Origin of the sequence: Brevibacillus sp. IT-7CA2 (assembly GCF_949767855.1) — a bacterium.
Lineage (GTDB): Bacteria > Bacillota > Bacilli > Brevibacillales > Brevibacillaceae > Brevibacillus.
On the sequence record NZ_CATKQT010000003.1, the window covers coordinates 114,376 to 128,850 of the forward strand.

At 46.7% G+C, this 14,475-nt stretch carries 14 protein-coding genes; all 14 read right to left on the reverse strand.

The window, feature by feature from the left end; translation table 11 throughout:
• Nucleotides 1-43: 43 nt before the first annotated feature.
• The 14 genes from ACM6JA_RS02440 to ACM6JA_RS02505 all read right to left on the reverse strand — a co-directional run bounded on the left by ACM6JA_RS02440 (nucleotide 44) and on the right by ACM6JA_RS02505 (nucleotide 14,475).
• Nucleotides 44-1,999 carry a GTP-binding protein gene (locus ACM6JA_RS02440; RefSeq protein ID WP_414851022.1) on the reverse strand — a complete coding sequence of 652 codons (1,956 nt, stop codon included), beginning with the start codon at nucleotides 1,997-1,999 and terminating at the stop codon, nucleotides 44-46.
• 18 nt (nucleotides 2,000-2,017) lie between these two features.
• On the reverse strand, nucleotides 2,018-2,173 hold the full coding sequence (locus ACM6JA_RS02445) for a hypothetical protein (RefSeq protein WP_414851023.1): 156 nt from the start codon (nucleotides 2,171-2,173) through the stop codon (nucleotides 2,018-2,020).
• A gap of 2,021 nt (nucleotides 2,174-4,194) precedes the next feature.
• On the reverse strand, nucleotides 4,195-4,668 hold the full coding sequence (locus ACM6JA_RS02450) for a DUF4358 domain-containing protein (protein ID WP_414851024.1): 474 nt from the start codon (nucleotides 4,666-4,668) through the stop codon (nucleotides 4,195-4,197).
• Between the two features lie 5 nt (nucleotides 4,669-4,673).
• The gene (locus ACM6JA_RS02455; RefSeq protein ID WP_414851025.1) at nucleotides 4,674-5,813 is read right to left on the reverse strand and encodes a DHHW family protein; all 1,140 of its coding nucleotides are present in this window, start codon (nucleotides 5,811-5,813) and stop codon (nucleotides 4,674-4,676) included.
• 14 nt (nucleotides 5,814-5,827) lie between these two features.
• Entirely contained in the window at nucleotides 5,828-7,234 is a 1,407-nt protein-coding gene (locus ACM6JA_RS02460) for an MBOAT family O-acyltransferase (RefSeq protein ID WP_414851026.1), read from the reverse strand.
• 21 nt (nucleotides 7,235-7,255) lie between these two features.
• Complete coding sequence (locus tag ACM6JA_RS02465) at nucleotides 7,256-7,942, reverse strand: GDSL-type esterase/lipase family protein (RefSeq protein ID WP_414851027.1); 687 nt, start codon at nucleotides 7,940-7,942, stop codon at nucleotides 7,256-7,258.
• Nucleotides 7,943-8,055: 113 nt separating this feature from the next.
• The gene (locus tag ACM6JA_RS02470; RefSeq protein WP_414851028.1) at nucleotides 8,056-9,876 is read right to left on the reverse strand and encodes an ATP-binding protein; all 1,821 of its coding nucleotides are present in this window, start codon (nucleotides 9,874-9,876) and stop codon (nucleotides 8,056-8,058) included.
• Nucleotides 9,873-10,547, reverse strand: a complete 675-nt coding sequence (locus ACM6JA_RS02475) for a response regulator transcription factor (RefSeq protein ID WP_414851029.1) — start codon at nucleotides 10,545-10,547, stop codon at nucleotides 9,873-9,875. Before ACM6JA_RS02475 ends, ACM6JA_RS02470 begins: the two co-directional genes overlap by 4 nt.
• A 666-nt stretch (nucleotides 10,548-11,213) precedes the next feature.
• Entirely contained in the window at nucleotides 11,214-11,438 is a 225-nt protein-coding gene (locus ACM6JA_RS02480; RefSeq protein ID WP_007729139.1) for a hypothetical protein, read from the reverse strand.
• A 3-nt stretch (nucleotides 11,439-11,441) separates the two neighbouring features.
• Complete coding sequence (locus tag ACM6JA_RS02485) at nucleotides 11,442-11,759, reverse strand: heavy metal-binding domain-containing protein (RefSeq protein WP_414851030.1); 318 nt, start codon at nucleotides 11,757-11,759, stop codon at nucleotides 11,442-11,444.
• Between the two features lie 9 nt (nucleotides 11,760-11,768).
• A complete protein-coding gene (locus tag ACM6JA_RS02490) occupies nucleotides 11,769-12,530 on the reverse strand; it encodes a type II CAAX prenyl endopeptidase Rce1 family protein (RefSeq protein ID WP_414851031.1) in 762 nt (253 codons plus the stop codon).
• A 15-nt stretch (nucleotides 12,531-12,545) separates the two neighbouring features.
• On the reverse strand, nucleotides 12,546-13,331 hold the full coding sequence (locus tag ACM6JA_RS02495; RefSeq protein WP_414851033.1) for an ABC transporter permease: 786 nt from the start codon (nucleotides 13,329-13,331) through the stop codon (nucleotides 12,546-12,548).
• Nucleotides 13,331-14,248: an ABC transporter ATP-binding protein gene (locus ACM6JA_RS02500; protein WP_414851034.1), complete on the reverse strand. Its 918-nt coding sequence runs from the start codon at nucleotides 14,246-14,248 to the stop codon at nucleotides 13,331-13,333. Before ACM6JA_RS02500 ends, ACM6JA_RS02495 begins: the two co-directional genes overlap by 1 nt.
• A 32-nt stretch (nucleotides 14,249-14,280) precedes the next feature.
• Nucleotides 14,281-14,475, reverse strand: coding sequence for a PLD nuclease N-terminal domain-containing protein (locus ACM6JA_RS02505; protein ID WP_007729128.1), 195 nt, complete (start codon nucleotides 14,473-14,475; stop codon nucleotides 14,281-14,283).

Below are 14,475 nucleotides of genomic sequence, written 5' to 3' on the forward strand. Positions count from 1 at the left end.
AAATAACCCTTGAAACTCTTGATACAGCATTGTTCGGTTCTGCTTAGAGCAGATGCATCTTGGCTTCTGCCTCGTCCCACGGCACCGAGTAGCCTGCCCCCTTGGCGCAAAAGATCGAGGAGGATGTATAAAGCGGATCTGCATCCTTTTCATAGCTTTTCCTTTCAATCACTTCCTCCGCGTTATGGCAGCGATCGTATCCGCCAAATACACAGCGGATGCTGCCTCGTCCATGCGTGAAAGAAGCGAATTCGGTGCTGTAATTCATGAATGTTGCTACGGGCACCCTTCCCGAAATGACTGCATGCGTATCCGACATCTGCGGTGGCTCGAACGAACCTGAGGCGCGCTGAATATCCGAAAGTACCCTCCCCATCTCGTTCATTCCCACCTTTATTTTGATGTCATAATAGGGTTCTAACAGCAAATTCTCCCCTTTCTCCAGCCCCTGCCGCAGCGCGCGGAAGGTGGCCTCACGAAAGTCGCCCCCATTCGTATGTTCGTTGTGCGCACGGCCTCTTAGGAGCGTAATTTTCATGTCGGTGACTGGCATGCCTGTCAATAGCCCATGATGCTCCCGCTCGTAGAGATGAGACCGAACTAGATTCTGGTAGTTAAAATTTAGTTCATCAGGATGACAAACGCTAGTGAAGTGGATCCCGCTGCCTCGCTCACCCGGTTCAAGCAGCAGGTGCACTTCCGCGTAATGCCTGAGCGGCTCGAAGTGTCCATATCCCGTCACAGCAGACTGTATCGTTTCTTTATACAAGATTTCTGGTTGGCCGAAAGAGACAACGAAACCGAAGCGTTCCTTCACAACCTGCTCCAGCACTTCTAATTGGATCAGACCCATGACGCGAATGTGAATCTCTTGCAAACTCTCTCCCCAAACCACATTCAGAGACGGGTCCTCCGCATTCAGAATGCGAAATGCACCGAGCACTTGCTGCACGTGAAGCGAACCGTCAAACTGTACTTTCGACTGTAGTGTCGGCTCAGTCTCATAAGCAAACTTGTCTGAGTACAGCCCCACCCCTTGTCCAGCTTCGGCCTCGGACAAGCCGACGACCGCGAACAAATCGCCGGCAGCTACTTGTTCAACCGAGTGTGATTTCCTACCATTAAACAGTAAGATTTGTGTAATCTTCTCTTCGTATCGAAGTCCACCGCTTTCATAGCTAAGCAGCTCCCGTACCTTCAGCTTGCCGCTTAGCGCTTTGACGAACGTTAGCCTCAACCCGTTTGCTGCGTGTCGAATTTTATAAATGCGCCCCCCGAACGGAGCCGTCTCGTCATAAGACGCAGACGTCAACAAGGACAGTTGATTCAGGAACTCTACCACGCCATCATCCTGTAGTGCCGAGCCGTAGGTACAAGGGAAAAGATGCCCTTCTCGTATCATTTCCTGCAAGGCATCCAGCCAGAATTCTTGATCGTCCCTTTCCTCTAAAAATGCTTCCAGCAGTGAGTCGTTCCGCTCTGTCATCATTTCTCGTAGCGCTCCACTGACAATACCGTTGGCGAAGTTGTCTCTGATGCAACAAACATCCCTGGTCAACTGACTACGTATCTCGTCTTCCGTCCTGCTGGCATCCGCGCCTATTCGATCTGTTTTATTGATGAAGAAAAATGTCGGTATCCGATGTTTGCGCAACAACTGCCAGACTGTCTCGGTATGACCCTGAACCCCTTCTACCGCACTGACAATCACGATAGCGTAATCCATTACCCCGATCGCCCGCTCCATCTCGGAAGAAAAATCGACGTGTCCAGGCGTGTCGATCAAATAATAAACGTCGCCCTTATGGTGCATAACCGCCTGATCGGCGAACACGGTAATGCCTCTTTTCCTCTCGATATCGTGGCTGTCCAAAAAGGCATCTTGATGATCCACCCGGCCCCGCGACCGGATACTGTTCGTATGGTATAGCAACTGTTCGGCGAAAGTAGTCTTGCCCGCATCGACATGGGCAAACAAGCCGATCGTTAGACGCTTCATGTTATCCCTCTTCCATAGCTACTCGACTGCAATTTCTTTTTTCATTAAAACATAAAAATTGAGAAGAAGAATAGGCTTGCCAGGTTGAACCATGCGTGCGTTCACCTCTGTTTGATTGAATGTCAAGTTAACGTCAAGCTGTTGTTGTTTTTCGAAAAGTGCCTGTAAATTCATTCCTCATCCCTCCAAAATGCTATATCTGCAATCATTTTTGCTGGTCGTCGTTCGTGCTTCTGATCGATCATTTTGCCGCAGTTCATTGCACGACGGACAGAAATCGAATCCACCGATCATTCTTCCGCTTTCGTTCTTCGCGCTAGTACATCAAACGATTCATCATCGCCGTATTGGTTGTAACGTTTGGGGGTGGTCAATTATGTCGGATCCTAGGTGCAACAGATGCGAAAATGAGTGGGCACAATGTTTAACGAATTGCTCACTGTCAGGTGGGTCCAAGGAGTGCTATGACATGTGCAATGATGTCTGGTCGACCGTATGTGGCTATATTTGTAATCCTGAACCGCCTGATCACGATGATAACCATCCCTGAAGTTTAGGACCGGATGAGCTATTCCGGTCCTTTCTCATTACCCAATTTGTTAAACTACTGACTTTTCAAGACCTTATAAACTATTGCCAATACATCACGACTGGTGTCCTTCCTATCGTTGTTTATTTTCGCCCATTTTTGACACTTGCGAACACTCGTCCAGTCGAAAGGTAAATTTTGTTAATACCTTATCTTAGATCGTTATAAAGGAGGAAATACCCCATGAAAAAAAAGAAGTCTAATTCTAAGAAATTCAAGAAAGTAAAAGGTCAATTGGTGCGATATCAACCAGATGAATCATATGGGCAATATCAATCACGTGCTAGACGTTGTTTCCCCTGTTGCTGGGAGGATGGCTGCGGTTATTGTTGCCCCCCTCCCATATATGTGTGACCATCCTCTAAATAGGCGATCCTTGTTAAAACAAAATGCCCAAGTATAGTCTCAACATTAATATTGGACTTCATGGACACTCCTTAATTAATCAAGGAGTGTCTTTTTATTTTCCTATTAATCAAAACAAGTGTTGTGTTAACTAACTTCGGAGCATATTCCCGAAGCATGGTCCATGGTAAAATATCTCAAATGGTAGACTAAATGATTATGAGTGGGAATACTCTATTAAGCTGTTCACAAAGGAAGTAAAAAAGATTGTAGTTGATGGTTCTTTATTCCATTGTGTTATTGACCAAACACCTAGCCGCGATAGCATTAAATTCACAATCTATCCAGCAGGAACCAAAACAGCATATGTTTTAATCTCATTTTCCTGGTCTGTAAATTGGAAAACCAACCTTTGTAAGCCGAGTGCGTGTGCCAGCCTAATAAAATTTGCCCAGCAAAATGGTGGGATTTCACAAAAGAGAAGAACGTAATTACGCTAGAAAATGGAGATTTCCTCGTGGAAAAATTAGGCTTAGATGCATAATATTCAAAAGCGTTTTCCTCTCTAATCTGATGCTACTCTTTCTACAATTACCGATGTGTTAAATCAGGTGCTATTGATACCCTTTCTTTTCGTTTTGCCCATCGTAATAATGGATAATAATACTCTCATTACACCCTCCGTACTCTCTATAAATACTATTAAAATTTCTTGGTTATTCTGAATTTTGAATAACGCTTTCTTGTAAATTGCCGTATCAATTAGCACATTTTCATTTCCTAAAGGCTCGTATCAGTTGCCAAGCTTCCCCCAATTGCATGTTCTATACCATGCAGAGAGAAGCGAGGTGATTAATATGACTGACGTAGTAGTGATCCTATTCAGACGAATCAGAGTGAATGGCGTACGGAGGCGAATTATTCGCGACGTTAGCATCATTGGAAGTGCCGCACCATGCAACCAATTTTTAATGATTGGTAGACGTGTGGGTCCAGCTGCACGTTGTCTTTTGAATAACGGGTTCCAACGTGTGTTATCAAGGGATAATGTTTTGGTGTTTATCCGAGTAAGATAAATGAGTCCGTATGAAAACGTTGGATTATCAAGGACTTCCATTCGTTTGTCAGAAAAAGGACCCACCCTGTTAGAATCAGGGTAGGTCCTTTTATAGTTAAGAGTTGCTTTTACTTGTCGCGCTCTCCCTACTTGGGTCTCTGTGTAGCTACACTCATTTGCATCCCATGTCAAACGGTCATGTTTTTACTTCAGAGCTTCGTCAAACACAGACTCTATTTGATCAACCTCTTTCGACACCGCGAATAAAACAAACTGCCCTTTCGTCTTCAAAACATGCTTTTCGATGAGAAAATACTCCTCTGGGCGATAGTCTTTCAATTTGATTGACTGTGCCTCGATCCGTTGTTGTATGTTCACTTTTACATTTTCGGTATCGCTCGCATCTTTGACTTTGATAACAGCCAGTTCATCCGCTTTCACATTGGAGGAAGCCGTGTATAGGATGAAATCCTCCACTTTTCCTGCCTCGATCTGATACAACTTTTGCAGTTTCTCCAGATCCCCTTGCTTCATATCCTGAAAACTTACCGTTTGTTGAATTCTTTCTCCCACTTCTGCAGCCGAAAGTTCTTCGGAAGTCACGCCGTCATTGGAGCATCCGGCCAACGTTCCCATTCCGATAGCAAACATAAGCAGTACAGACAAAAATCGCTTCATTACATTCACTCCATGATGTTCAGAATAGAGGTGTCTTCAAAAAACGTTTTGACATTATAAAGGAATAGCATGTCGTGAAACTGCCGATCTTGTATGAGCTTTGTTACGGATCCCTCATAATATCGAAGGTCAACGACATCAATCTCTGCGAAGTGTTCGGCTAAAAAGGGAATCAGGCTATTGGCGTACGAATCTTTCACTACCAGCAGCTTCTTCCTGTCCGGATGGTCGGTTGTGATTCGGACCAGTGCATGGTTGCCGTTCAGGAATACCGCATACTTATCCTTTTTGGCCAAATTGTCCATCTGGTACATGGAATCCGCGGTACGGCCTTCGTCCACGTACTCCACCTTCTTTTTGCTTTCCTCTTTTGGCAGATAAAGATTGATACGATCAGGCTGCAGATGACGGAAGCCGCTCTTCGAATAGAGCGATCCGTAGAATGAATCCGTCACCTGCCGGATGTTGAACGCAGCTTCGTCTTTTGGAACAATCCCCATCTGCTTGCACAACACCCGGTATGCATAATAAGCGCCTTTGCTCGTCCAATGATGATCCGTTTTATAAAAAATGGCATCTTTGCGTCCTGCATACAGCGCGGGATAGACATCAACGAAGCGAATATCAGGTGGAAGCGATTGCCGAACTCGATTCAGAGCAGCATGTTCATCGCCAATTGGTGCGTAGGCGGGCAGTTTATCCCGAAGCAACGCTGCTGGGGTCGGTACCAGCATGAAGTACTTGCGAAGGTCGGGCGTTGTCTGGTGAATCGAATGAATGGCCTGAACTCTGTCTTTCACCTCTGCGTCCAGCGGCGTTGAGAAATATTGAATCAGGTACCCATCCTTGCCTAGATAAACACCGTTGCTGTCCTTTTTGCCCATAACACGATCCGCATCCGTTTTTAGCCCGATCCAAACGTCCCGGTAAGTAAATTGATCGGTGATATAGGTCTCGTAATCAGAAGTGAATTTCCCCGCCAACAGTGATCGCATTGAAAAAGGTGGTCTCCTCTCGAGCACCCTGTTTTCCGATTCCGAGAATGCCTGATCAGGTGTCAGTATGTTCAATACGGCCACCATGAGGATAAACAGCAAAAACAACAAGCCCGTCACGGTTCGCGTCCGTTTGTCATATCCGGTCAAACCGCTCCCTCCCCTCAAAACCGAAAATATAAGAATGGATTGTAATCCTCAAAGACCAAATAAGCGGACGACAAAACCAAACTGATGATAGAAAATGCCATAGCAGCGATCATGCCTACCGAATTCCATCGCGCTTTCATCTGCTCCAATACTTTCCGGGGCAGCGGTGTCGAGCACAAGGCCAACAGAACGAGCAATCCCCCATACGTCGTCAGGTCGTAGAGCGCCTGGCGATCCACCCATTCGTGTGCCCCGAAACCAAACATCGCACGGATGAATATCCACGCGGAAGGCAAATGTTCGAATTCAAAAAGAACCCACCCGACAACGACAATCAGCAGCGTGTAGAGATGTCCTGCCCAGTTCGGCCAATGCTTCAGCCATTTCAGCAAAAACAGCTTCTCAAACGCAACGAAACAGCCGAAATACAAGCCCCATACGATAAAGTTCCAGCTCGCCCCATGCCATAGACCAGTTAAGAACCATACGATCAAGAGGTTACGGAACTGCTTGACCAAGCCCATCCGGTTGCCGCCGAGCGGAATATAGACATACTCCCGGAACCAGGAACCGAGGGAAATATGCCATCTGCGCCAAAATTCTGTAACGCTTCGTGAAATATACGGATGCTTGAAGTTTTCTGGGAATTCGAAACCGAACATTTTGCCGAGTCCGCGTGCCATATCCGAATACCCGCTGAAATCGAAATAAATTTGAAACGTAAACGCCAGGATGCCGAGCCACGCGGAAAGGACAGTCAAGTCCTCCATCGGCGTCGACTTCACGTTGGTCCATAGCAGTCCGATATTGTTGGCTAGCAGCACTTTTTTGGCCAATCCCCGGATGAACCATTCCGCTCCTTCTCCGAATCGCTCCAGCGTCACTTTACGAAAGACCAGTTGCTCCGCGATATCTCCATATTTGACGATCGGACCTGCAACCAGTTGGGGAAACATCGTGACATAAGTGCCGAAAGCGACGAAATTTCGTTGTGCTGGCACTTTTCCTAGGTATACATCCACTACATAGGACATCGTTTGGAACGTATAAAAGGAAATACCGACGGGTAGTGGCAGATCAGCCACCTGTATATGCAGACCGAATAGATCATTCACATTCGAAACGACAAACCCAGCATATTTGAAGAAACCGAGAATCGCCAGACTGCCACAGATGGAACCGAACAACACTGCTCTGGCGATCGGCTTGCGGTGACTGTACTTGTCGATCACAAGCCCGTTGATATAATCAAATACCGTTGAAAAAATCATGATGATGATATATACGGGTTCGCCCCATGCATAAAAGATGAGGCTCGCTGCGAACAGAACAGCATTTCTCAGCTTCTTGGGCGACACATAATAAACGAGCAGCACGGCGGGCAAAAATTGAAACAGGAAAATCAGACTGCTGAATACCAACGTTCGTTTCCTCCCGCGCCGTTATTTTGCGCTCATCTTACGCGCCAGCTCATCTTTTACGTAATCGAGCAGGATCGGATAAAATTTGGCCTGGAAATGAATGCCGTCCGCATCGTACATGTCAGGATGATCGGTCACAATGGACGACACATCGATGTATCCGACTTGTACCTTACTTGCCAGCTCCTTCAGTCCCTTATTGTAGTCGTCGATATTTTGATAGCGGGGCTCCGCTTTTTCTGCCTTTTCCGTAACCGGGGTAACGGATAATATCGTGACGGACGCCTCTGGAAGCCTTTCTTTGATGCGATCGATCAATTGGGCGTAGTACGACAACGAATATTCCTTGGGATGATCGGTCGGCCATAAAATGTCGTCCGAACCCAGTTGGATAAAAATATGCTCGGGCTTTCGCTTGACTAATTCATCCACATCTTCTAGCGCGAATTCAGCCGTTTTCCCTGCACCTGCGAGCACGTTCTCCTCTTTCAACACATCATGGTAAGACAATCCCTCCGTAATCGAATCTCCGAGAAAAACACTTGTTTGATACTGTGATGCATATGAGGTTTGCTGCGGAGTGGAGAGGTCCCGGGCCTGCCTAGTAATCTCGGAAGCGGTTGGTTGTCCATTGGTGCCACATGCCGCAACCGATAAGGCGACCATTGCGAACAGTGTAATACCCATCATTTTCCTTTGCACTTTCATCTTTCCCCTTTCTTCTTGAGCAAGGTAAAGAGTAATCGTCGGAGATCAAGATCAGATGCAGATCGTGTGCAGATTGGGTAGAAATGCAATAAAAAAAGTGCAGAACCGAGGTTCTACACTTTCTTTTTCTTCAATTCAAAATAGAACAAGACGCCTTCCTCCGTATTCATTGCCCCATAGAACGCCCCATGAAGTTCTAGTATCTGCTTGGAGATCGCCAAGCCCAATCCGGTTCCTCCGGTCGAACGGTTGCGGGAATGCTCGACGCGGTAGAAACGATCCCATATCTTCTCCAACTGCTCGGCCGGAATATGGACGCCTTTGTTTTCGATGCAAATCTTGACGGTATCCTCCCCTTCAACCGTCGAGATGACAATATCCTCTTGTTCCGGCGTGTAGCGTATGGCGTTTGTCAGGAAATTTACGATCACCTGCTCGATTCTATGCTGATTGGCGATGACTTCGACTGGGGCTAACCGGTTGTGCAACTGCAACTGCTTGTCGGCGAGGTCCGGTGCGAACTTTACGCAGATTTGCTCCAGTAGCACATCAATCCGGAACGAAGCTATCTGCATTCTATACGTACCGGATTCATATTTTGCCAATTCCAGCATATCCGCAACCAGCAGGTTCATCTTCTTCACTTCATCTTCCATCGCAGCAAAATAGTAGTCCCGCTTCGGACTGTCCGCCTTATCCTTCAAAATGTAAAGGCAGCTTTCCATGACGCTGAGCGGAGTTTTCAGCTCATGCGACACGCCAGCTATAAATTCTTTGCGCGTTTGCTCCAGCCGCTTTTCTTTCTCAATATCCTGCTCCAGCCGGACAATATGGGCATGGACCATATCCGAAAGCCGATTAATATTCCGCGAGAGGCTGCCGATCTCATCCTCTGTCTTGATCGGAATTTTTTCAGAGAAGTCCAGCTTGGCCATTTTTTGCGTCATGTCGTCCATGCGGAGCAAAGGAGCTGCTATACTGCGGGAATAATAAAAGGAGGCGAGCAGAACGAGCAGCAAGGTACCCGCAATGATGTAGCCGTAATAACTTCTCATGACCGCCGCAGCTTCGTTTACGGGCTGCAGCGATGTCATGGCGAACAGATAGGCGGGTTTCCCTGTTTGATCGGTCACGCGCTCAACAAATATTTTGTAATCGATATTGTTCTCTTTGTAGTCCGTTATGGTGCTTGTTTTCTCCACATCATCTCCGTATAGAAGATCCGCTTGAAAAGCTTTCACCCGTTCAAGAAATAAGCGGTTCGTGTAGCGGGATACATCCGCGCCTTGCGGTGTCCGGACCTGTGTGATGGTTCCGTTGACCAGAACGCTGGGATAACGCTCATGGTATTCGGTGGGACTCTTGAATCGCGGGACGACCTCATACTCTTTTTTGACGAGTTGCTGATTCTCCAGTCGATTTTCCTCTCTGAGATTGGAGACACTCCTCCCGATCCGTTGCGGAAACCATTGATTATCGATCAGGATCCCTTCCATGGCAATCTGTTGCCCCGCTTTAACAAAGGTATCGATGAAGGGGTTATCGGTGCTTACATCCTCCACATCCATTACCGTGTACAGCGGAACGACAATCGACTTGCCAGAAAGAGCAGGGGTGTCGTCCGAGTGCTCTAGACGGACCTCCATCTCGAAATCGTCCGTGTATTTCAAATGGCCTCTATCATCCAATCGAGCAAACCAGGCATTCGTCTTTTGATAAAACTCCTGTTCCTTCCTGACTTCATCCTGGGAAGCCCCGGCATGAGTCAACTCGTTTTGCTGATATGATTGAAGGGCTTCCTTCACCTTTTCTACCTTTTGATGCACATAATACTGCTCAAAAAATACGGTTTGTCCGATAAAAATGCTCGCGATCACAAACAGGCATAATCCCGTTGTGAGCAGAAACAGCTTGCGTACAATGCTTGTTCTCATGGCCGGTCCTCGAATTTATAACCGGAACGAACAACAGTGACGATATGCTTCGCATGCTCTCCCAGCTTGGAACGTAAATTCCGAACATGGCTGCTGAGCGTACGATCCTCGCCGATAAAGTCGTAACCCCAAATTTTTGTAATGAGCTGTTCTCTGGTGAGAATGATGCCTTTGTTTTTCATCAAGTAGGCCAAAATTTCGAATTCCGTGTGTGTCAGGCTATAATTCTTTCCCTCAATCGAAACGGTTCGGGACGGCAAGTGAATCGTAATCCCGCCGCCGGACAACATATCCCCCGGTTCATGCAGTTGCCGGTTTTCCAGCAACCGTTTGGAGCGTGCCAGCAGGATGGGAGGACTGCACGGTTTCACCACATAATCGTCCGCCCCGAGCTCGAATCCAAGCAACGTATCATCCTCATCCGAACGAGCTGTTAACATCAGTATCGGGACGTTGGAAACTTTGCGAATGCGTCTGCATACTGACCACCCGTCCAATTCTGGCAGCATAACGTCCAGAATGATCAAATGCACTTCATGCTCCTGAAATAACGTCAGCGCCTGACTCCCGTCGCCCGCTTCCAGCACTTCGTATCCTTCGTCCATCAAGTATTCCTTCATAATCTCTCGCAAAACCTGCTGGTCTTCCACAATCAGTATCGTTTTCGTCATGCTAATGACCTCTCGCCCTCTATCTCTCCGAAGATATTTTTTAGAATATTATCATGACTTTGGGGGTCGTCACAATATGGGCAGTATTGCCGAAGGTTGTAGAGGACGCCATTTTCTAATCAGGCAAGTTTACAGACCGTGTGCAATCTCATATGGCTGCACTCACCATTTATCGTGTTAACAGATGAAGACCTTTCCTGCCGGATTGATGATAATCGGATCGCCGGACCCATCACAGCGGGGCGTTATCCATGAATTAGGAAAAGCACTCGGTTAACTTGACCGACTGCCTCCTTTGTTTTTTCAATTAGTTGACGATGAAAAAAATGGAGTGCAAAGAGATGAAGAACATGAATTTAGTAGCGCTTTGTGATTAATATGCTTGATGTAATGTCGTTAAATCCGTGGGGAACCAAATCGGGAATCTGGGTGCCCTCTTGATAAGCATTACCACTAAAACTCAAACTTCTTCCAGTAAAGTCTGCATGTTCGAATATCGTTATATCATAGCCAACCCCGTTCGGGAATTACTCCCTAGAGCTATCGCCCTTGCTGGGCGCACAACAAAAGCCAAATCTTGTCATCTAACAAGATTTGGCTCGTTTCTACTTAATCTACTATCTACATATTTTCCTGCCCACCGAGTTGGACAATCATCCTCATCGCTTATTTTTCAACTTTGTAATAGCGATCCCCGGTCTTCGGATTGAAGTATACACGACGCTTTTCCTGTGTTACCGGATCGATCGTCACTTCATTCGTCGACTCAAATCCGGGCGGGACGATTTCTCCGTGGTCTGCGTGCAGTCGCTTGTCCTTGATTTTGGAAATGATTAGCAAGGTGATGAAAAGCAAGATCTGAAAAACAATGTAATAAAGGATATAAATCATTCATTACACCTTTTCAACGACAACTGCTGTACCGTATGCGACAACTTCTCCCATATTCCCCATATTTCCAGAGTCATACCGACACATTACCACAGCGTTAGCTCCCATGGCAGTTGCGTTTTTAATCATGCGGTCAAGCGCCTGTTTACGCGCGTCTTCTAGGAGCACCGTGTATTCCTTGATTTCTCCGCCAACTACTGAACGAAGACCTGCCATGATGTCTCCCCCAATTCCGCGTGCTCGAACGATCAAACCGAATGTTGTTCCTTTTACATCAACGACACGATATCCTGGAATGTTTTCTGTTGTTACGACGATCATTTGCTTCTCCTACTTTCTGCTTTTATTTTTGAAGATCACATGTAGCACGATGTCAGCACTAAAATGACTAATGATCGCAGCTTCTAAACCATATCGCCAATATAGGAAGCCAAACAAGATGCCCAAGATACCGTTTAGCAACAACGTCCATACAGTAACCACGTTACCTTTTCCGTACGTCATGTAATTAGTTGGGAGATGGGATACAGCGAAAACAATGGCGGCGACACAGATGCCCAGCCAATAGGAGATTCCCATCCATCCAATCTTCTGTGCCAAAAATACGACAACAGTCATAACCCCTAGACGCATGAGCACTTCTTCGCAAATCCCTCCGTAAAAAGACGAGAGAAAGCCGTAGAACCGTGATGAAATCGGTTCTTTACCCATTATTGTGGTCATGTGTTGTTGAAAGAAATAACGGTCCACCCATTTTACCAAAAGACCTAGCGCGATACCTGAACCAATAGATACAGCCCAAAACGACCAGATGGAATAAGGCAGCTCCGCTCCGGACACCCAGTGATCGAGAATCCAGAGTCGAAGACCAGTGGAAGGTATGAGCCATAAGCCTATCGCAGTCGCCAGAGCCAGAAATACACAACTCTGAATGATCATAATCGCAACCATGACGGAAATAGGCGGGACTTTTTTATTAGGGTAGATGGCGGCTTGCAGTTGCATATGTTGGCGAATCGTGTTGGATTGAATAGGTATAGCGCATAGCGCGCACAGTACACTAACCAACCAGATCAGCCAAAAATGTTCCATTTCTACGCCTCCTCTTTAGATTTCTGACCGTTCTAAAAAGTACCAGCCCATGAAGAAAAACACGATGTTGAGTGTAAAGACACCTGCGAGCCCCGGTAAACCTGTGATGAATGCTTGCGACAGAGTTGAGTTTTCTTGAATAATCATCATCGCCGCATTTGACAATCCACCTGGAGATACCATATCCAAAAATTTACCGAGAAATTGTGGAACCGTGAAGATCAGGATATTGAATACCAGCGAGGCTCCACCCGCACCAACAGCATTGTTAAAAAAGCTGGAGGCGCACAGCGTTGTTGTGACGACAAGGAATAGATTCGGTATGTACATCAACGTACCTATCCATACATGCGTCCAATCTAGTTTTCCGAAAAGGATCTCTGTATAGTAGGCGGTTATCCCCATCCCGATCAGCATGCTTGCAATTGTCAAAGTGTAATAGGTAATGGCTTTGGCGAGATAGTATTTGGCTCGACTGATGGGCTTGACGAATACCATGGATGCTACCCCAGAGGCTTTCTCTCCGGCAATGGATCCCATGACGATAAGGATTAGCACAAACGTGCCGAGTGAACTAAATTTGCTAATCGCCGTCGAGAGTACTTCCGGAGCAGACGGGGTTGGAATTTTGATGACTGCCCCTTCCGGCAGCCCAGTGGAATTGGCCAAAATATCAGGGAGCATTTTCATCGTAATCGGCTGTGTAATCATTAAAGCAATAAACACAATCGGGACAATGAGAATCTTGTAGGTTTTGACCAATTCATTAAATTCTTTTCTGATCATTGGGTGGGAAGTCATCAGTTATTCACAACCTTTAGGAAAATATCTTCGAGGGTCGATGCGGACAAGCGATAATACGCGAGTGTCCCGCCAGATTCTAGAAGAATATGAGGCAGGAGTGCCTTGGCCTTTTCCATGTCATCGGTAAGAACTTTGTAAATCTCGCCGTCTAGGTTCCATTCCCTGATCCAGGTTAGCCCATTCAATACATCGGTTAAATCGATGTCCTGTTGATCAAGCTTGAACTCAATCAGTGGCTCCACATGGTTTGCTCGAAGCTGATCCAAACTGGACGCAAGCACCACCGTACCGTCCTTGATGATGACGATATGGTCGGCGATTCTTTCGATGTCATCCAAAATGTGGGTCGACATGAAGACAGTCATATGTTGCTTCAACTTTTCGATTAGCAATAAGACGTCATATCTGCCCATGGGGTCGAGCGCGGAAACGGGCTCGTCCAAGACGAGTAACTTAGGGTTGTGGATGAGCGCCTGGGCAATACCCAGACGCTGTTTCATCCCTCCGCTGTAACCGCTAATTGGGCGGTTCCTCGCCTCATTGATACCGCATAACTCCAAGAGTTCATCTGTCCGCTGCGCAATTGTGCGCTTGTCCAATCCATAAAGTCTACCCACCCAATGCATCCACTCTGTCGCTGTCATGTAGTTGTAAAAGGCTGGGATTTGTGGACAATACCCTACTTCACTTGTGACTTTATTGCGGTCGGTCACGACGTCGTAGCCTACTACTCTCACTTTTCCTCCGGTCGGTGCAGCCAATCCGGTTAGGATGCGGATGGTCGTCGTTTTCCCGGCACCATTCCCCCCAAGAAAACCGACACAACCGATGCCATCGACGGAAAAGGTTACGTTCTTTAACGCTTTATGGTCTTTATATTCCTTTGTGAGGCCTTCACATTCAATAACTCGCAAAGAATGTCAACCCTTTCCTCGGTTCTCTTGAGCTAGTCTTTTCTGCCTACAAAGAAATAGACGATCGGACCCAAGGTGTTTATAAAGATAATGCCGAGAGCCCACGGCCATTTTTTTCCACCTGCAACTCGGTACGCTTCGCGTCGAGCCAAATCAATTAAAGCAATAACTGCTAGTATCAATTGAATAGCAATGATAGGCGCAAGAAGCTGAATGTCGAATGGCAT